An 18872-nucleotide genomic window follows, 5' to 3' on the forward strand; every position below is an offset into this window, starting at 1 on the left:
GGACTTCTTCCCCACCGTCCCCTTTGCGCCGGGCCCTCGTGGTCCGGCGCATTTTTCATGAGGCGGGGCGCCAGATCGCATTAGCGATCAACCACCTTGCTTCACGCGGTTGCGCCGCCCTTGATGATGCAAGCTGACCTTGGAGTCCAAGCGATGAAACCGCGTGTTCGTAGCCTGATCGCCGCAAGCATCCTCGCATCGGGCCTGGTCATCGCACCTGCCGGCTGGGCGGCCGACGCAGCCTGGTACACCCAAGGCCAGTTCGCGCCGGTCGAGCGGATCGAGATCAAGCTGACCAATGACCTGAATGAGGCCAGACGCGCCGCGCCCGTCGTCTTGACGCCCGAGCATTTGCCCATGCTGCGCGGCGCCCAGGCCCTCACCATCACCCTGGTCGATCCGACGGGCGCGCCGCGCCCGGCGCCCGACAAGGAGCGCCAGGCCCAGGAAGGCCCGCATGGCCATCTCGCGGAATCTGGCGGACGGGCGATCGACTATCAGCTGGACGACCTGGACGCCGACGGGCTTTGGGACGAGCTCTTCTTGCAGGTGGATCTGAAGCCGCGCGAGACCAGGACGATCCACATCTATCGCGGTTTCCAGCAACGGGGCTGGAACCCGCACCGCACCCACGCCGGCATCGGCAGCTACATGCGCCACACCGTGCCTTTCTGGGAGTCGGAGGCGGTGGGCTGGAAGCTGTGGTTTCCCACCGACGCGGACGTCTACGGCAAGCGTGAGCCGCTGTTGATGTCGCCCCGGCTCTATATGGGCAATCTCGACGGCTATGCGGTCTCGCGCATCGATCCGGCCATGGGCTCGGACATCATGTCGGTGGATGACAGCTTTGGCGGCGGCGGCATCGGGGTGTTCGATCAACCCAGTCAGCCTGATGTCGTCTCGCGTCCAAGGTTCACGCCCAATTCGGACCACGAGAACCGCTTCAACGGCGACGGGCTGAGTGACACCCGCTACGCCTTCGAAGTGGTCGCCAACGGTCCCTTGCGCAGCATGATCCGGGTCAAGACCCTCAACTGGGACAGCGGCCACGGCCGCTATGAGGTCGAGCAGCTCTACACCGCCTATGCAGGGCAAAACTATTCGACCGCTCGCGTCCGCTTCAAGACCTTCGCGCCCAGGGCCAAGGGCGCGGCCTTCGCCGCCGGCATCCGCGCCCATGATCCCGAGGAGATCAAGTATCAAGCGGGCGGCGTGGTGATCACCGGCGGGGCCGAGAACGTGCGCAACCCTGACGACAAAGAAGCCGTCCAGAACAGCTTCCGCATCGAGTATGCGGGCTCGGCCCTGATCGTGCGCGACCAGTACAAGCCCGCCTATGTCTGGTCCAAGGCCCGTCAGGGCAATCACGTCTTCCGCGTCGAGCCGACCAAGGACGGCGTGTTCGAGTACATGCTGGCCGCCGCCTGGAGCGAAGGGCCGACGCTCAAGACCGCCGATGCGTTCCGCGGCTACGTCATCAAGTCGACCCGTGAATACAATGCCCCCGTCCGCCTGACGGGGATCGCGCAGCAATCGCGATAAGGAGCCCGCCATGACGACGCACCAGACCGTCCATCGCCTCCGCGCCACTCTTCTTGCGGCCGTGCTCAGCCTCGGCGCCGCGTTCCTGGCAGCAGCTCCGGCTATAGCGGGGCAGGCGTCGCCCGCCATCGTCGTGAAGGAGTTCGTCTACTCCAACGCGCCTTACCCCCAGTCCCACGCCTCAACCATCGTGGAGACCAAGGCGGGCACGATCGCCGCCTCGTGGTTTGGCGGAACGCACGAGCGCAATCCCGACGTCGGCATCTGGTTCGCCCGCCGCGTGAACGGCAAATGGCAGGAGGCCGTCGAGGTGGCCAACGGCGTGCAGCCGGACGGAACGCGCCAGCCCACCTGGAATCCGGTGCTGTTCCAACCCCCGGGAGGGGACCTGCACCTCTTCTACAAGGTCGGCCCAAGCCCGCAGGCCTGGTGGGGCATGGTGATCACCTCGACCGACGACGGTCGCACCTGGTCCAAGCCGCGCCGCCTGCCAGACGGCGTTTTGGGCCCGATCAAGAACAAGCCGGTTGTCTTGCCCGACGGCGCATGGCTGTCGCCGGTCAGCGTCGAACTGCGCGAGGGCGTCACCCTGGCCGATGGGGGCGGCTGGGATCTCTATTTCGAGCGCAGCGAGGACCAAGGCCGCACCTGGACCAAGACGCCCCTGGTGGCCTCACCGCTCAAGATCGATGCGATCCAGTCCAGCATCCTCTTCCATCCTGGCGGCGTGCTCGAGGCGGTCGCTCGCACGCGCCAGGGCGCACTGGCCCAGACCTGGTCGCGCGACAACGGCAAGACCTGGAGCCCGCTGGCGACCATCGACCTGCCCAACCCAAATTCGGGGACCGACGCGGTGACCCTGGCTGATGGGCGCCAGCTGCTGGTCTACAACCACACGGGGCACCTGCCGGCGACGCCAGGCAAGGGCCTGCGCTATCCGCTCAACGTGGCGATCTCCAACGATGGGATCAGCTGGCGCGAGGTCGCCACCCTGGAGAGCGAACCGCGCCCCGACGGTTACGCCTATCCCGCCGTCATCCAGTCGAAGACCGGGCTCGTGCACATCACCTACACCTTTAATCGCCGCGGCATCCGCCACGTGGTGCTGGACCCGTCCAAGCTGCCCTAACCCGGCCGATCGGCCCTTGTGCCGACGATCAAGCCGGGGAGGGGTACACTGTGCTCTCAATATGAAGCACCGCGTTCTGCGAAAGCATTTGCCAAAATCGCGATAATCCCCAAAGCTCGATGATACCGGTGTCACTCAAGAACGCCGTATTGGGAGAGGGAACAACATGCATTCACCAAAAGCCCGGACTTTGCGTGCTCGCCTGATCACGGGCGGGGCTCTCGTCGCCCTTATGGCGGCAGGCGCCGCCCACGCGCAGACGGCGTCCGACAACGCCGATGTGGCCGTCGACGAAGTGATCGTCACCGGCTTTCGCAGCAGCCTTGAGAAGGCGCTGAACATCAAACGCGAATTGGCCGCGGCGGTGGATGCGATCTACGCCGAAGACATGGCCAAGTTCCCCGACCTGAACCTGTCTGAATCCATTCAGCGCATTCCGGGCGTGGCGATCTCTCGTGACGCCGGCGAGGGGCGCAACATCTCGGTGCGCGGCCTGGGCGCTCAGTTCACCCGCGTGCGCATCAACGGCATGGAGGCGCTGACCACCTCGGGCGGCACCGACGCCTCGGGCGGCACCAACCGCAGCCGCTCGTTCGACTTCAACGTCTTCGCCTCGGACCTCTTCAACCGCATCACGGTGCAAAAGACCGCCTCGGCCGAGACCGAGGAAGGCTCGCTCGGCGCGACCGTAGACCTGCAGACGGCTCACCCGTTCGACAAGCCGGGCTTCAACTTCGCGGTGTCGGGCAAGTACGGCTACAACGACATCAGCGAAAAGGCCCGCCCGCGTGTTGCGGCCTTGATCTCCAACACCTGGCGCGACGACACCTTCGGCGCGCTTTTGTCGGTGGCCTATTCGGAACGCTACCTGCTCGACCAGGGCGCCAGCACCGTGCGCTGGCAGACCGGCACGGCCACCGCGCCGGGCTTCCGCAGCGTGCGCGGGGTGACTTGCGCCACCAACGCCGCCGCCTGCGCCGAGGCCAACGCCGCCGTCCACCCCCGTATCCCGCGCTTTGACTGGTACAAGACCCAGCAGGAGCGCCTGGGGGCCACCGGCTCCCTGCAATGGCAGCCGAGCGACCGCACCTTGCTGACCTTCGATGCGCTCTACGCCAACTTCCAAGGCGAGCGTAACGAGTTGTTCCTCGAGACCTTCACGCCCCAGACCGCCGGCGCCTGCACCGCGACCTCTCCGGTCACCTGCGGCATCAACCAGGTCGACGTGCTCGACTACACGATCGCCACGCCGCGCGCGGGCTTTCCGGTCATGACCACCGGGCGTTTCAACAACATCGATCTCAAAAGCGAGCAGCGCTACGACAAGCTGAAGACGGAGTTTCGTCAGTTCACCCTGGTGGGCGAGCACGAGATCACCGAGCGCCTGAAGGTCAAAGGCACGGTCGGCCTCTCCAAATCGACCTTCGCCAACCCGATCCAAAACACCGTCCAGTGGGATCAGTATAACGTCCAGGGCTACACCTGGGACTACACCGCCTCCAACTACCCGGTGATCACCTACGGCTCGGGCAATGTAACGAGCCCCGACGCCTGGACCCTGGCCGAAATCCGCATGGTCCAAGGCTTTGTGGACAACACCTACAAGACCGCCCAGTTCGATGCGTCCTACGACTGGAGCGACAACCTCAAGATCAAGGCAGGCTTGGTCTACAAGGCCTACGGCACCGAGAGCGCCGCCTTCGCCCGCTCCAACGGCACCACCGCCAACATCAACCCCGTCACTGCGACCAATCCTTTGACGGCTGTGCCAAGGTCGTCCTACGGCCAGTTGGTGGAGCTGAAGAACCTGAGCCTGCCGGGCGGCAACGTCTCGTCATGGATCACGCCTGACATCAAGCAGGCCATGACGGCCCTTAACATGACCGATCCCAACTACGGCAAGGTGATCACCACCACGCCCGGGACCGTCTGGACGAGCCCGTTCGGCAATGAGTGCTTCACAAGCGGCTGCGGCATCTATCGCCTGGGCCGTGAGCCGAGCCTTGGCAGCAACTACGAAGTCGATGAGTGGGGGCAGACCGCCTACCTGCAAGGCGACTTCAACTTCCAGGCCTTTGGCATGCCGGTGCGCGGCGACGTGGGCGTGCGCTATGTGAAGACGCGCCAAAAGTCGCTGGGCTATGGTGTGGTCCCGTCCACGGTCAATGGCGTCAACTTCCAGACCATCTCCGCCACGACCGCCACGCGCAGCTATGACGATGTGCTGCCGGCTCTGAACCTAGTGGTTGAGCCGCGCGAGGACTTCCTGGTGCGCTTTGGCGCGGCCAAGGTCATGGCTCGCCCCAACCTTGGCAACCTGACGCCGGGCGTGAACATCGGCACGGGCAGCAACAAGACCGTCACCTCGGGCAACCCCTTCTTGGAGCCGTTCCGCGCCAAGACGGTGGACCTGTCCTTCGAATGGTACTTCCAGCCCCAAGGCCTGATCTCGGCGGCGTTCTTCTACAAGGACATCTCCACCTTCGTTCAGAGCTACACCTCGCCGCTGTCGACCTTCGACCAAAACCCGTTCGGCCTGCCTGACAGCGCCGCGGTCGCCGCCTGCGGCACGACGCCAGGCTGCGCGCCCAGCCTGCCGGTCTGGCAGTTTTCAACCTCGATCAATACGCCCGGCGGGCCGCTCAAGGGCTTTGAGCTGAACTACCAGCAGCCGTTCACCTTCTTGCCCGGGCCGTTCGATGACTTCGGCTTCTTGGGCAATGTGACCTTCGTGGACTCCGAGGTCACCTATCTGAGCTCCACCGGCGCGGTCACCGCGATCGGCCAGCTGACCAACCTGTCCAAGACCTCGTACAACGCCACGCTCTACTACGAGAATTCCAAGTTCAGCAGCCGCGTCTCGGCGGCTTATCGCAGCAAGTACCTGACGCAGATTCCGGGGCGTAACGGCTCGGATGTTGAAGGCACGGCCTCGACCCTGAACATCGACGCCTCGGCGACGTGGACGGTCAATGACAGCCTGGCCTTCACCTTCGAGGCGGTGAACCTGACCAACGAGGTTCAGGACCAGTACTATGACAGCAGCCGACTGCTGTCGTTCTATCACGAGACCGGCCGCGAGTTCTTCGTGGGCTTCCGCTACACCTTCTAGGCCTCAAGACTGGCGGCGCGCCTGCGCGCCGCCAGTCCTCTTTCGGACACGCCATGCCGATGCTTCGTGATCGCCGGATGATCTTGCTGGCTGGCGGCGGCCTGATGATCGCCGCATCGACGCCGGCCCAGGCTGCGCCTTCTTTTGACGCTGCGGTGTCGACCAAGGCGCACGATGCACGCGCCCGCAAAACCTATCCGAGCCTGGCTGCGGCCCTGGCCGCTGCGCCGACCACGGGCGAGAAGGCCTTTCGCATTCTCGTCACCGCAGGGACTTGGCGTGAGCAGCTCCTTATCGACAAGCCCAACATCCATCTGGAGGGCGAAGGGCAGGCTGCGAGCATCGTCGTCTTCAACCAGCATGCCGCGGCCCGGCGCAGCGGTGAGATCGCCACCGTCACGGTGACCGCTCCAGGATTTGAGGCTCGGCGCCTGACCATCGCCAACGACTTTGACTATCCAGGCAACATGCCCGCCGAGGTGCCTTACGACCGCACCGGAGCTAGCGGGGCTCAGGCGCTTGCCCTGCGCCTTAGCCATGGCTCGGACAAGGCCTGGCTGGACGAGGTGGCTCTCACCGGCTGGCAGGACACGCTCTACGCGGAGGCGGGGCGCAGTCTCTACACCAACTGCTTCATCAGCGGCTGCGTGGACTTCATCTATGGGGCGGGGGTGGCCGTGTTCGAGCACTGCGAGATCCGCTCTCGCACCCGCCCAGGCAAGGACTTTCACGGTTTCATCGCCGCGCCCAACACCAATCGTCATCAACGCTTTGGCCTGGTGTTCCTCGACTGCCGCCTGACCCGCGACGCCGACATGCCCGATCACACCATGGCGCTGGGCCGTCCATGGCGCGCCAGCAAGACCTTCGCCGACGGCCGCTACGGCGATCCGGACGCCGTTGGGCACGCAGCCTTCATCCGCTGCTGGATGGATCGCCATATCGTGCCGCAGGGCTGGTACCCCATGCACTACAATCTGCGCGATGGGCGGCGGACCATGTATCAGCCCGAGGATGCGCGCCTGTTCGAATATTCCAGCAAGGGGCCGGGCGCTGGTCGCGCCTCAAAGGTGAGGCGCATGCTGTCGCCCAAGGAGGCCTCCGCCTACCGTCCAGCCTTGATGCTCGGCGGGTGGAGCCCCCGCTGAGGTCAGCTCCAGGGGCGCCTCTTAGAGCTTTGCGCATAAACCGCGTGGCATCGGGCATTCGGATTTGAACGCGGCTCGCCAAGTTGATCGGTTGGAGGCTCCCGGCTGATCGGGCGCCCGTTGACGAGGCGATCATGACGAACTGGACTGCATCCGACATTCCCGACCAACAGGGCCGCACCGCGGTCGTCACAGGCACGGGCGGTCTTGGCTTTGAGGATGCGCTCGCCCTGGCGGCGGCCGGGGCCGACGTGATCATCGCTGGCCGCAATCGCATCAAGGGCGCCGATGCGGTTGCGCGCATCCGCGCGGCGACGCCGCAGGCGAAGGTGTCGTTCGAACAGGTCGACCTGGCCAGCCTGGCTTCAGTCGAAGCCTTCGCCACCCGCCTTCGCAGCGAGATCGGCGCGATCGACATGCTGATCAACAACGCCGGCGTGATGCGTCCGCCCAAAAGGCTGGAGACCGACGACGGCTTTGAGCTGCAGCTGGGCGTCAACTATCTTGGCCACTTCGCCCTGACCGCCCGTCTGATGCCCCTGCTGCGCAAGGCCGACAAACCAAGGGTGATCACCCTGTCGAGCGTGGCGGCCCGCCAAGGGGCGATCAACTTTGATGATCTGAACGCCAAGCGCGACTACCAGCCGATGCCTGTCTACGCTCAGTCCAAGCTGGCCTGCCTGCTCTTTAGTTTGGAGCTGCAAAGACGCAGTGAGGCGGCGGGGTGGGGCGTCGACAGTATCGCGGCCCATCCTGGCTTGTCTCGCACCGACCTTCTTCACAACGCACCGGGGCGCACCAGCACCATCGGGATGCTGCGCAGCGCCCTTTGGTTCCTGTTCCAGCCGGCCGCGCAGGGCGCCTTGCCGACCCTCTTCGCCGCCACCTCGCCGGCGGCGCAAGGCGGCGCCTACTATGGTCCCGACCGCCTCAGCGAGACGCGCGGCTATCCGGCCTTGTCCAAGATCCCGACCCAGGCGCTGGACGAGGATGTCTCGCGGCGCCTTTGGGAGGTCTCCCAAGCCCTGACCGGCGTGCGCTTCGGCTAGGCCTTGAGCCGGTCGCCTGTGTCAGCCCCGAGCGCCTTGATCAGCGCCGGGGCCAGCATCTGTTGGGCGGCCGGCAGGTTTCGAAGTCTGGCCGTACGCTGCAGGGCGGCGGTCGCGTCGCGATGGAAGCGATAAAGCGCCGGATCCTGGGCCACGCCCGTCTGATCACCGGCCTCGAAGATGAAGCGATGGCAAAGGGCGGCGGAGGGGGAGGTGAAAGCGCGACAGGAGATCGGGCGCACCGAATAGATCGTACAGCGCTCATCGGCGCCCAGGAGCGGGCAACGAAGGCGAAGCCGCTCAGGATCTTTCGCAGCGGCGATAGCCGAGGCGGCGCCTTGCAGGCGCGTGATCAGAGCCTGGCGCACCTCCAGCGAGAAGGTCGCGTTGATGTGCTGGCCGATCATCTCAGCGACGCCCGGCGGCGTCGCCACCGCAAGATGGCAGCAGGCCGCGCAGCCGGCGGCGCAATCGACCGCCGAGGCATTGGGAAAATGCGCGCGGTAGGAAGCGCTGACAGTCTCCAAAAGGCCGCTTACGGCGCGAGCGGCCTGGGCCAAGTCCACAGCTTCATCGGCCTTGGCTTGCGCCTCGGTGCGAAAGGTCTGGAAAATCGTCTCGTAGCGTTCCGCCAGGGCGCGGGTCAGCGCGCCGACCTCCACGATGCTGGCGGCGGTCAGACCGCTTTGGTGAGGCGTAGTACTCACGGCGGGGCCTAGCAGCGGCCGCGCCACCGCGCCGCCACCCTTTGGCGGATCAGCGCCCAGCCAAGGCCGCGCTCGGCCTTGTCGTCGTCAGCCGGCTTGAGGTCTGTCGCCGGATCACGGGCGAGGGCGGCGCCGATCAGCAAGACCAGGACAACGATCATGTGGATGCGCGGCTGGACGTAGTCGATGAAGATGGCGGCGAAGGCCAGCCATCCAGCGACCGCCGCCAGACCCACCGCCTGGCCAGGTCGCCGCGCCAAAAGATCCGAGCCGCTACGCACGATCAAGACCGCCGCCAGCCCAAAGGCGGCTTGCCCCAACGCATAGGCCGAGTGCAGTCCGTAATAGAGGTCGCTCTGAGGGCCTTGCGCCATGCGCTCGTCCAGGTGCGGCAGGACGACCTCGATCTGGAAGTGCAGCACGCCGGCCCAGAACAGATAGCCGTAGGCGACAAAGAGCAGGTTCTTGCGCATGGCTGGTCCTTTAAGTCTCGACCTCGGTGTCGAGCGGACGCTCACCGTGCTTTGGCCGCCCTGCTGCGGCTATGGCTCAAACCCCGACAAACGTGCCCGATCCTGCAAACCTGTCGCCTGGGGAATGGCCCAGGCGACAGCGCGTGATCAGCCAGGTACGGCCCGAAGGTTGGTGGCGTCGCGTTTAGGAGCCACCCCAAAGGCGCGGGCGTACTCGCGGCTAAACTGAGAGGGGCTTTCATAGCCGACCTGATAGGCGGCCTCGGCGACGTTGGCGGCGTTGGAGACCATCAGGCGTCGCGCTTCCAAAAGCCTCAGCTGCTTTTGAAACTGGATCGGCGACATCGAGGTTAGGGCCTTGAAGTGCTGGTGGAAGGACGAGGGGCTCATCCCCGCCGACTCCGCCAGCTCTTCGACGCGTAAGGTCTCAGCGTAGTTGGTGCGCAAGACCAGGATCGACTTGCAGATCCGGTCGGTATGGGAGTTTGGCAGAGCCTTCTTGCAGACGTCCCCGCCATGGGGGCCGCTGAGCAGCCAGTAATAAATCTCGCGCATGATCGACGGGTAGAGGATGGGGACCGCCTTGGGCGTGTCCGCCAGCCGCAAAAGCCGCAGCACGCACTCGCCCAGAGCCTCGTCGATGGTCGTCACAAAGGCGCCGGAGGCCGACCGCGAAGTCGGGATCGGCGGGGCGTCCATGTGCTCCAGGACATCGCGCATGGCGCCGAGATCTAGTTCGATCACGATGCCGATGAAGGGCTCGGTTGGACTGGCGTCGACGATCCGGCCGGAGGCGGGAAGCTCGATGCTGACCATCAAGGCTTCCATGGCTCTGTAGTCTAGCGTCTCCTCGCCGATCATCATTTGCTTGGCGCCCTGCAGGACCACGCAAAGCTGAGGATTATAGAAACGGCGAATGGAGGGCGGCCGGTGGAAGGCGCGCAGCAGATGGACGCCAGCCATGGGGGTCTCAAAATGGTTCTCCCCGCCGCCATGGGCGTCGGCATAGCCGTTGGCCGCGGCCAGCAGGCGATCTCTTAGGGTTTGCGAGCCAGCGGCCGCCGCTGGCGCATCGTCGTTTGTAGGAAAAGGCAAGTTTCTTGCGGTTTCAGACATTCGTCTCATTCCAGGTGACCTCTAGCTTGATGGTGCAAGCCTAAGCCAGATGAGTTTCCAAGATGACAGACGTTGCTGCTCCGTCAATAGGAGAAGTGGAATCATATTCTGTCATAAATGGTGAGCGTGATGATAATTACAGTCGTGGATGGCGCGCGGTATTTTTACTCGTCGGATTATTTCTCGTAAGTGTCCTCTGTCAGGTCGACAGAATACTTCCATTTATCCTATCTGAAGCCATCAAGACGGATCTTGCGCTCAGCGATACGCAGATCGGTCTCATCAATGGCTTGGCCTTTGCGGTCTGCTACTCGCTCCTCTCACTCCCCTTGGCCCGCGCCGCCGACCAAGGATCGCCGCGCGTGGTGCTGGTGGGCTGCGCGCTTGTCTGGAGCGCGATGACGGCCCTGGGCGGGCTGGCGATGGGTTTCGCCTTTCTCGCCTTCACTCGTTTTGGCGTCGCTATCGGTGAGGCGGGCGCCATTCCGTCCGGACACGCCCTCATCGCCCGCAAGATCAGTCCCGAGCGACGGGGCCTGGCCATCGGCATCTTCGCCATGGGCATTCCGCTGGGCACCATGGCCGGCTTTTCGCTGGGCGGGTTGATCAACGACGCCCTTGGCTGGCGCGTGGCCTTGTTCGCCGCAGCGGCCGCCGGCGTGGTCATCGCGCTGATCACCTGGATCACGGCCGGGCCGACGCCTCCCATCAAACGTGCCAGCGTGGCTGCGCAGCCGTTCATACGCTCGGCGATGCAACTGCTGTCCTCGCCGCAGTATCGCTGGGTGTTCGCCGCCGCGCTGGCGGTGGGTTTCGCCACCGCGCCCTTCTATGCGTTCGCCACCCCGTTCTTGATCCGCACTCACGGTTTCACCACCGCCCAGGCCGGTTTGGCCTTTGGGGTGCTGCAGGGGCTATTGGGCATCGCCGGCACCATGTTGGGCGGGCGAGGTTTGACCGCGCGCTTCGGTCCGGCTCAGGCCGCGTGTTGACCGCGCCGGCCGCGCTTTTCTTCATCTCGGCCGTGACGACGACCCTGGCTCTCTTTGCGCCCGTCGGCTGGATGGCCTTGGCGCTCTTCACCCCCGCCATGCTGTCCTTCGCCTTCATGCTGCCTTGCGCCTTTGGGGCGGGCCATCTGGTGGCCGGACGGGGCAGGGAGGCTTTGGCCTCCAGCCTGGGCATGGTCGGCTCGGGCCTTTTGGGGCCGGCGCTTGGGCCGCTCTTGGTTGGCGTAGTCAGTGATGCGGCGACCACGGCCAGCATCCCCAACGGCCTTGGTCTTGGCCTGCTGATCGTGCCGACCGCCAGCGTCCTGGCCGGCGTCGCCTGCCTGGTCGCCAACCGGCGCATTTTCGACGCCTACTTTTCGCGGCGCTGATTGCGAACGCAAAATCGGATCAGGACAGGCCCCCTCCAAAGATCCGGTCGCAGCGCGCCTTGGTCGCATTTGTGAGCAAGGCGCGCTTTAGAGATCGCCGACGAAGTAATCTCTCCCCAAGACCTGCCTCGTCGGCGATCTGCCGCGACCTGCGTTGGCCGCGTCCAACTCCAAGGAGATCGTTACGCGCCCGCGGCGAAACGCCGGGGCGGCTGGCCCATGACGCGCTTGAAGGCGACTGTGAAGGCGCTCTCCGATTCATAGCCGACCGAGCGGGCGATCACGCCGATCGGCTCGCCGCCGTCCAATAGGCGGTCGGCCGCCAGCATCATGCGCCAGCGTGTCAGATAGGCGATCGGGGTCTCGCCCATCCGTTCGCGAAACTGCTGGGCGAAGACCGTGCGCGACAGCCCCGCCGAGCGGGCCAGAACATCCAGGCTCCAGTCCTGCTCCGGCGCCGCGTGCATCTGGGCCAGCGCCGCGCCGATCTTGGGGTCCGAAAGTCCGGCCAGCCATCCGTTGGCCTCATTAGGGATCTGGTCCAGATGCAGACGCAGCGCCTGCGCCAGCATCATGTGGGCCAGATGCTGAGCGATCAGCCAGGCGCCCGGGCGCGCTTCGCGCAACTCTTGCATCATCAGCTCGATCGACCATCGAAGGGCCGCCTGATCGGCCGACGATCGAAGGTGGATGATCGGCGGCAGGGTCGTCAGCAGCGCTTCGGCGTGGGGTCCCTTCACCTCAAAACGGCTGCCCGCCAAGAGCACCCCGCCGCCGCCGTTATAGACCACCACCTGGCCGTCGCGATGCGGCGACAGCACCGTGCTGGCGACGGTAGGAGCCAAGGCCGGATCGCTGGAGATTTGCACATTGCAGCCGCTGGCCAGGACAAAACAGTCGCCCGCCGACATCGAAACCGGCTCGCCCGCCTCGAGGCTCAGCCAGCAGTCACCCCGCAGGACGGCGTAGCATTTGATGCGGCCTTGCAGGTCATCGAGCAAAAGCGACCAGTCGCCGCCAGCGTCAAAGCCGGCGGTGATGTAGCTGCGGGGCTTTAGCAGCGACAGGACTTGCGAGAGAGGATCCATCAAAAGGTACGATCGCGATGAAGTTCCGAACGAGCGCGCATGGCTCCAGCCAAGAGAGGCGACTACCTGCCTAGCACGCCCGGCGTCGCGCTGGGCGGTCCAAGTCTCGGAGCTTCAACATGAAGGCTGCAATCGTCCGCGAGTTTGGCGCAACGCCCGTCTATGGCGACTTCGAAGAGCCGTCGGCGCAGGCCGGCCAGAGCGTCATCAAGGTCCATGTCGCCCCGCTTAGCCCTATCGTCAGGGCCCTGGCGGCGGGTCGCCATTACACAAGCGTCGCCGCCGCGGGCTTCGTGCCTGGGATAGATGGTGTCGGTCTCGATCCCGAAGGTCGACGCGTCTACTTCCTCTTTCCCCAATCGCCCTTTGGGTCGATGGGCGAGCTTTCTTTGGTGTCCAGCCAGATGATCGCGCCGGTCCCCGACGCCCTGTCCGACGTCCAGGCCGCGGCGGTCGCCACGGCGGGTCTGGCCTCTTGGATCGCCCTGACCCGCAGGGCTCCAATCCAAGAGGGGCAGGCGGTCTTGATCAACGGCGCCACAGGCGCGGCCGGCGCCATGGGCGCTCAGATCGCTCGCCGGTTTGGAGCTGGCAAGATCATCGCCGTCGGCCGCAACACCGAGCGGCTGGCCAAGGTCGACGCCGACGTGCGCATCGAACTTGGACAAGAGGCCGACCTCCTGCTGCGGGCGCAGTTTGATCACGGCGTGGACGTCGTTCTCGACTTTCTGTGGGGCGAGCCGGCCAAGCGTCTGATCACCGCGGCGACCCAACAGCGGGCCTCTCGAACGGGCGAGCCTCGCCTGCGCTATGTTCAGCTTGGCTCAATCGCTGGAGACGAGATCGCTCTTCGCGCCGACAGCCTGCGCGGGTCGGGTCTTGAGTTGCTGGGCAGCGGGATCGGCAGCGTGTCGATCGGCGAGCTTATCGCCGGCGCCGCCGAACTGATGGCGCAGGCGGCCGCAAGCTCCTTCGAGGCGCCGGTGGAGTTGCTGCCGTTGCAGGATGTGGCGAAGGCCTGGGGCGGACCGGACGGCGTCCGCTACCTGCTCTCTATGGTCTGACGCCAGGCAAGGGAGCGGCCCAAGGCCGCAAGGCCCTCAACCTTGCGCCTAGCGCGCCTTGGGCCGCTCCCGGAAGAACACCATGCCGCCATGGTGCAGTTCGTCATCGGAGACGAACACGCCATCAGCGGTGAACCCGGTGTCGTCCCAGTAATCGATATGGCTCCCTCTGACCTCATAGCGGCCCAGATAGGCGCTTCTGCGCGCGCCTCGCGCTTCGTCATAGCGGCCGTTGGCCAGCAGCTCCTGACGGATCTGGCCATCGGCCGTCACCCACATGCCGACATAGGGGTGTTGCGTCATGAGGCGTCCTTTTTCGGTCTGGTTGGCGCGAGGCGCGTCGGGTGGCGTCCCGTAGAGCGGGGCGATGATGACGGCGCCGGCCAATAGGGCGGCGATCCAATTTGGCCGTGTCATGGGAGCGAAAGGGGCGGGGCGGGCACGCGGCGCAACACGTCGTCATAGGCGGGCAGGTCGAGGAAGGCGGTGACCTCGACAGCCTTGCCGTCCTGAAGGCGGAAGATCCACACATAGTCGTTCTGGTAGGGCTTGCCGTCGCCAGCCATCCCTTCGCCGGACCAGTTGACGATGACATGCTCGCCTTCGGCCCAGACCCGCTTGGCGATCGGTCGCACCGGCCTTTGCATTCTGTCGGCGAAGGGCTGCACGGCGCGAACCACAAAGTCGTCGAGGCCACGGTAGACGCCCGCGCTTGGGCCGGATCCCTCGATGGTCCAAATCACCTGGAGCGAAAGAACCTCAGTGAAGAAGTCACCCTGGCCGACCGACCAGCGATCGAACGCGGATGACACGATGGTGCGATTGGACTGGGCTTGGGACGGGCCTTGAGCCTGCTCGGCGGCTTTGAGCGACGCGGGGGCGGCCAGACCCGCAACCGTGCCGATGGCGAGCGTTCTCAGCTTTGTCATGGCGTAGACTCCACTAGATAGGAGGGCGGGCGACGGCTTGCTCCGGCCGCTCAGAAGCAGGGCGTGCCTGGGCTGCGCACGATTATCGGCGATTGCGGGCGCTTGGCCTTGCCTGCTTGTCGCCAGCCATTGCCCGATCGTCCGCAAGTGCAGCGCGCGATGGGCGGCCTTGGCGAAGTGATCGGGTGTTTTTGCGTGAGGTGAAGGCGACGGCCGCCCAAAACAAAAACGCCCCGAGGATGACCTCGGGGCGTTCGTGATGCTCAGATGAAGCGCTGAAATCTAGCGGCGGTCGCCAGGGCGGTTGCCGGGGCGCCGTCCTGATCGTCGCGGGGCAGCATGCCGCCGCGGCCGACGTTGCCGAGCAGCTGTTCGAGGACGGTCAGCTCGCGGCCGCGGGTTGGGGTCTCCCGGTCGGCGTAGTTGATCACCTTGCCGTCGCGAAGTGTGTAGGTCTTCACGCCGGCGACCTTTTCGTCGGCCTGGGCGAAGGTGATGGCGACCACGTCGCGCTTGACGACGCGTGGGCGATAGAAGGCCACGCGGTCGGTCACCTGGGTCATGTAGTACCAGGTGTTGTTGTCGAAGGTGCCGGTGGCCGAGGGCGAGCCCAGCTTGCCCATGACCGTCGACTTGGTGTCCTCGCCGACCTTCACGTCCTTGGGCTGCTCTTCGACCGCCTGGAAGCCCGAATAGGCGGTCAGCGGCGTGCACGCGCCCGTAGCCAGAAGGGCGGCGGCGAGAGCGGCGATAGCGACGGGACGGGACATTCGGACTCCGAAGGCAGTGCGGACTTTGACCTATCGCCCGCGGGAGCTTAGTTCAATGCCTGCTTTAAAGCCCGACTGCGGGCGAAAACGAGGCGAAGCATGTTTCTCGAGCGGTTCTTCCCGCCAAGCCCCGCCAAAATCGCCGGCCGGCGTCTCTACGACTCGGCCGCCAAACAGGCGCGTTCGCCCAATCTGTACGCCGTAATGGGCGCGCCGGACACGCTGGAGGGCCGGTTCGAACTGTACAGCCTGCACGTGGCGCTGGTGGTCGAGCGTCTGCGCGGGCAGGGCGAGACCGCCGCTGAAGTGTCGCAGGCGACTTTCGACGCCTATGTGCGCGGCCTGGACGACGCCTTGCGCGAAATCGGCGTAGGCGATCTGTCGGTCGGCAAGAAGATGAAGAAGCTGGCCGCGGCCTTCTATGGCCGTCTGAAAGGCCTGGACGAGGTGATCGCGGCTCTGCCGGATCGCGCGCCGCTGGAAGCGCTGGTCGAACGCACGGTGGCTCCGGCCGAAGGCGGCGCGGCCCTGTCGGCCTATCTGCTGAAGGTGCGCGAGCACCTGGCGGCGCAGGACACGGACGCCCTGCTGGGCGGGGCCGTCAGCTGGCCGGAGGCGGCATGACCGCGGGTTGGCCCAAGAGCGTCACCCTGGGGGAAGTCTCGCGCGGCGTGGTCAGCCTTGAGCTGGCCGCCGACGAGGCGTCGCGCAAGAAGATCGCCAAGACCCTCGGCCTGGAAGCCCTGGGCAAGCTGGAAGCCAAGGTGAAACTGACCGCCTGGCTGGACGGCGCCGAGATGAAGGGGCGGTTGAAGGCGGAGGTGGTCCAGACCTGCAGCGTGTCCGCCGAATCCCTGCCGGCCAAGATCGACGCGGATTTCATGGTGCGCCTGCTGCCGCCGGGCAGCCCCAACGCGCCGTCGGACGATTCGCCCGAGATCGACATCGAGCACGACGCGGAGGATCAGCCGGACGTGCTGGAAACCGAGACCGTCGATGTGTCGGGCTATGTGATCGAGCATTTGTCGCTGGAGCTTGATCCATTCCCCCGCAAGGCCGGTGCGGAGTTCGTGCAGCCGCCGGAGCCGGTGGACCTGTCGCCCTTTGCGGCGTTGAAGTCCTTGCAGAAGCCGAAGGCGGACGAATAAGTCCGGCGAAACAGATGAACTCGCATGCTATAGCCGCTTCGATCTGATCGCTGCGGCTGATCTGCGTGGTCAATTTCCGGGAGCCAGAGCGCGCCTTGTCCCAAAATCTTGTGATCTCCATCGACGCCATGGGCGGCGACCACGGCCCGTCCGTGGTTGTCCCGGGCGTGGCGATCGCCGCCGGCCGCCTCAGCGGCGTCCGATACCTGCTGCACGGCGACGAGACGGCGCTGAACGCCGAGCTCGCCAAATGCCCGGCGGCCCGCGCGGTCAGCGAGGTACGCCATAGCGAGCGCGCCATCGCCATGGACGAGAAGCCGGCCCAGGCCCTGCGTCGGGGCAAGGGCACCAGCCTGTGGAACGCCGTCGAGGCGATTCGCGCAGGCGAGGCGGGGGCGGCCGTGTCGGCCGGCAACACCGGCGCCCTGATGGCCATCTCCAAGCTGATCCTGCGCATGGCCGCGGACATGGAGCGTCCGGCCATCGTCGCCAGCTGGCCGACCATGCGCGGCGTGTCCGCCGTGCTGGACGTCGGCGCCAATGTGGAGAGCGACGCCGACCAGCTGGTCGAGTTCGCCATCATGGGCGCGGCCTTCCACCACGCGGTTCACGGCTCGACCAAGCCGACGGTCGGCATCCTGAACGTCGGTTCGGAAGACCAGAAGGGTCATGACGAGGTGCGCGAGGCGCACGCCATGCTCAAGGACATGACCCTGGACCTCGATTACCAGGGCTTCGTCGAAGGCACGGACATCGCCAAGGGCACGGTGGACGTGGTCGTCACCGACGGCTTCACCGGCAATGTGGCCTTGAAGACCGCCGAGGGACTGGCGCGGTTCTTCTCCAACGAGATCAAGAGCACCTTCATGAGCGGTCCGTTGGCCATGGCCGGGGCGCTGATCGCCTCGGGCGCGCTGAAGAAGATGCGGCGTCGCCTGGACCCCGGCCGGGTCAATGGCGGGCCGCTGCTGGGGCTGAACGGCATTGTCGTCAAAAGCCATGGCGGCGCGGACGCCGAAGGCTTCGCCTCCGCCATCCGGGTGGCGGTGGACCTGGCGCGCAGCGACTTCTCGGCCGAGATCGAGCGGAACCTGCAACGCCTCACGGCCGCCAAAGAGAAATGCGAGACGGCGTCTCAGCCCGAGGGAGGGGCTGCGGAGTGACTGAAGTGATGCGTAGCGTGGTGACGGGCATCGGGGCCTATCTGCCCGAGCACGTCGTGACCAATGACGACCTGGCCAAGATCGTCGACACCAGCGACGAATGGATCATCGAGCGGACGGGGATCCGTCAGCGCCACAAGGCGTCCGATGACCAGGCGGTCTCCGACCTGGCCGTCGAGGCGGCGAGGAAGGCCCTGGCGGACGCGGGCAAGACGCCCGCCGACATCGACCTGATCATCGTCGCCACCACCACGGCGGACCTGACCTTCCCGGCCACGGCCACCATCGTGCAGCGCAAGCTGGGCTGCCCGGTGGGCATCGCTTTCGACGTGCAGGCGGTCTGCTCGGGCTTCGTCTACGCCATGAGCGTGGCCGACGGCTTCATCGCTCGCGGGAACGCCAAGTGCGCCCTGGTGATCGGCGCCGAGACCATGAGCCGCCTGATGGACTGGACCGACCGCGGCACCTGCGTGCTGTTCGGCGACGGGGCCGGGGCGGTGGTCGTCGAGCCCCAGGCGGGCGAGGGGACCAAGGCTGATCGCGGGATGCTGAGCTTCGCCCTGCGCGCCGACGGGACCAAGCAGGACCTGCTCTATGTGGACGGCGGCGTGTCGACCACGGGCACGGTCGGCAAGCTGCGGATGCTGGGCAACCAGGTGTTCCGCCACGCGGTGGTCAATATCGCCGAAGCCATCACCATGGCGGCCGAGAAGGCCGGCGTGGAGATCCCTGAAGTCGACTGGTTCATCCCGCACCAGGCCAACCAGCGCATCCTGGAAGGCGTGGCAAAACGTCTGGGCCTGGACGAGCACAAGGTGATCTCGACGGTCGCTGAGCACGCCAACACCTCAGCCGCCTCGATCCCCCTGGCGCTGGCCAAGGGCATCGACGACGGGCGGATCAAGAAGGGCGATCTGCTGCTTCTGGAGGCCATGGGCGGCGGTCTGACCTGGGGCGCGGTGGTCCTGCGCCTGTAGATCGGGGTCAGGCTTCTGCTGGAACCCTTTGACTTGACGCGACAATCACAGCATGCAGGCTGTCGTTGTCGAGTTT

At 65.7% G+C, this 18872-nt stretch carries 18 protein-coding genes and 1 pseudogene; 12 read left to right on the forward strand and 7 right to left on the reverse strand.

Annotated elements, in window-relative coordinates:
• Positions 1–153: 153 nt before the first annotated feature.
• The 5 genes from ABOZ73_RS18425 (at position 154) to ABOZ73_RS18445 (ending at position 7980) form a co-directional block, all read left to right on the forward strand.
• The gene (locus ABOZ73_RS18425) at positions 154–1542 is read left to right on the forward strand and encodes a DUF4861 family protein (RefSeq protein WP_369059556.1); all 1389 of its coding nucleotides are present in this window, start codon (positions 154–156) and stop codon (positions 1540–1542) included.
• A 10-nt stretch (positions 1543–1552) separates the two neighbouring features.
• A complete protein-coding gene (locus ABOZ73_RS18430) occupies positions 1553–2671 on the forward strand; it encodes an exo-alpha-sialidase (RefSeq protein WP_369059557.1) in 1119 nt (372 codons plus the stop codon).
• Between the two features lie 190 nt (positions 2672–2861).
• The gene (locus ABOZ73_RS18435; RefSeq protein WP_369059558.1) at positions 2862–5783 is read left to right on the forward strand and encodes a TonB-dependent receptor; all 2922 of its coding nucleotides are present in this window, start codon (positions 2862–2864) and stop codon (positions 5781–5783) included.
• Between the two features lie 53 nt (positions 5784–5836).
• Positions 5837–6931: a pectinesterase family protein gene (locus tag ABOZ73_RS18440; protein WP_369059559.1), complete on the forward strand. Its 1095-nt coding sequence runs from the start codon at positions 5837–5839 to the stop codon at positions 6929–6931.
• Between the two features lie 134 nt (positions 6932–7065).
• Positions 7066–7980: an SDR family oxidoreductase gene (locus ABOZ73_RS18445; protein ID WP_369059560.1), complete on the forward strand. Its 915-nt coding sequence runs from the start codon at positions 7066–7068 to the stop codon at positions 7978–7980.
• Here ABOZ73_RS18445 and ABOZ73_RS18450 read toward each other — a convergent pair.
• The 3 genes from ABOZ73_RS18450 to ABOZ73_RS18460 all read right to left on the reverse strand — a co-directional run bounded on the left by ABOZ73_RS18450 (position 7977) and on the right by ABOZ73_RS18460 (position 10123).
• Positions 7977–8687, reverse strand: coding sequence for a YkgJ family cysteine cluster protein (locus ABOZ73_RS18450; protein WP_369059561.1), 711 nt, complete (start codon positions 8685–8687; stop codon positions 7977–7979). The genes ABOZ73_RS18445 and ABOZ73_RS18450 overlap by 4 nt on opposite strands.
• A gap of 8 nt (positions 8688–8695) precedes the next feature.
• Positions 8696–9160 carry a hypothetical protein gene (locus tag ABOZ73_RS18455; RefSeq protein WP_369059562.1) on the reverse strand — a complete coding sequence of 155 codons (465 nt, stop codon included), beginning with the start codon at positions 9158–9160 and terminating at the stop codon, positions 8696–8698.
• A gap of 147 nt (positions 9161–9307) precedes the next feature.
• Positions 9308–10123: an AraC family transcriptional regulator N-terminal domain-containing protein gene (locus ABOZ73_RS18460; RefSeq protein ID WP_369059563.1), complete on the reverse strand. Its 816-nt coding sequence runs from the start codon at positions 10121–10123 to the stop codon at positions 9308–9310.
• 248 nt (positions 10124–10371) lie between these two features.
• On the opposite strand from ABOZ73_RS18460, the gene ABOZ73_RS18465 reads away from it, so the two are divergent.
• Together ABOZ73_RS18465 and ABOZ73_RS18470 are read left to right on the forward strand one after the other, a co-directional pair.
• On the forward strand, positions 10372–11268 hold the full coding sequence (locus ABOZ73_RS18465) for an MFS transporter (RefSeq protein ID WP_369059564.1): 897 nt from the start codon (positions 10372–10374) through the stop codon (positions 11266–11268).
• Positions 11265–11657 carry a hypothetical protein gene (locus tag ABOZ73_RS18470; protein WP_369059565.1) on the forward strand — a complete coding sequence of 131 codons (393 nt, stop codon included), beginning with the start codon at positions 11265–11267 and terminating at the stop codon, positions 11655–11657. The genes ABOZ73_RS18465 and ABOZ73_RS18470 overlap by 4 nt, the downstream gene beginning before the upstream one ends.
• A 182-nt stretch (positions 11658–11839) precedes the next feature.
• On the opposite strand, the gene ABOZ73_RS18475 is transcribed toward ABOZ73_RS18470, so the two are convergent.
• Entirely contained in the window at positions 11840–12745 is a 906-nt protein-coding gene (locus ABOZ73_RS18475) for an AraC family transcriptional regulator (RefSeq protein WP_369059566.1), read from the reverse strand.
• A gap of 119 nt (positions 12746–12864) precedes the next feature.
• Between ABOZ73_RS18475 and ABOZ73_RS18480 the strand changes: the two genes are divergently transcribed.
• On the forward strand, positions 12865–13809 hold the full coding sequence (locus ABOZ73_RS18480; protein WP_369059567.1) for a hypothetical protein: 945 nt from the start codon (positions 12865–12867) through the stop codon (positions 13807–13809).
• Between the two features lie 48 nt (positions 13810–13857).
• Here the strand turns inward: ABOZ73_RS18480 and ABOZ73_RS18485 are convergent, their stop codons facing one another.
• The 3 genes and pseudogenes from ABOZ73_RS18485 to ABOZ73_RS18495 form a co-directional block, all read right to left on the reverse strand.
• Positions 13858–14112, reverse strand: a complete 255-nt coding sequence (locus ABOZ73_RS18485) for an Atu4866 domain-containing protein (protein ID WP_369059568.1) — start codon at positions 14110–14112, stop codon at positions 13858–13860.
• 110 nt (positions 14113–14222) lie between these two features.
• Positions 14223–14738, reverse strand: coding sequence for a nuclear transport factor 2 family protein (locus ABOZ73_RS18490; RefSeq protein ID WP_369059569.1), 516 nt, complete (start codon positions 14736–14738; stop codon positions 14223–14225).
• A 282-nt stretch (positions 14739–15020) separates the two neighbouring features.
• Positions 15021–15508: pseudogene (locus ABOZ73_RS18495) on the reverse strand (outer membrane protein assembly factor BamE).
• Between the two features lie 99 nt (positions 15509–15607).
• Between ABOZ73_RS18495 and ABOZ73_RS18500 the strand changes: the two are divergent.
• The 4 genes from ABOZ73_RS18500 (at position 15608) to ABOZ73_RS18515 (ending at position 18796) form a co-directional block, all read left to right on the forward strand.
• Positions 15608–16132: a ubiquinol-cytochrome C chaperone family protein gene (locus ABOZ73_RS18500; RefSeq protein WP_369059570.1), complete on the forward strand. Its 525-nt coding sequence runs from the start codon at positions 15608–15610 to the stop codon at positions 16130–16132.
• Positions 16129–16656, forward strand: a complete 528-nt coding sequence (locus ABOZ73_RS18505) for a DUF177 domain-containing protein (RefSeq protein ID WP_369059571.1) — start codon at positions 16129–16131, stop codon at positions 16654–16656. The genes ABOZ73_RS18500 and ABOZ73_RS18505 overlap by 4 nt, the downstream gene beginning before the upstream one ends.
• A 95-nt stretch (positions 16657–16751) precedes the next feature.
• Positions 16752–17819, forward strand: coding sequence for a phosphate acyltransferase PlsX (gene plsX / locus ABOZ73_RS18510; protein ID WP_369059572.1), 1068 nt, complete (start codon positions 16752–16754; stop codon positions 17817–17819).
• Positions 17777–18796 (forward strand): beta-ketoacyl-ACP synthase III, encoded by a 1020-nt coding sequence (locus ABOZ73_RS18515; RefSeq protein ID WP_369059573.1) that lies wholly within the window; start codon positions 17777–17779, stop codon positions 18794–18796. The genes plsX and ABOZ73_RS18515 overlap by 43 nt, the downstream gene beginning before the upstream one ends.
• Positions 18797–18872: the final 76 nt, after the last annotated feature.

This window comes from Caulobacter sp. 73W (genome assembly GCF_041021955.1).
Taxonomy (GTDB): domain Bacteria; phylum Pseudomonadota; class Alphaproteobacteria; order Caulobacterales; family Caulobacteraceae; genus Caulobacter.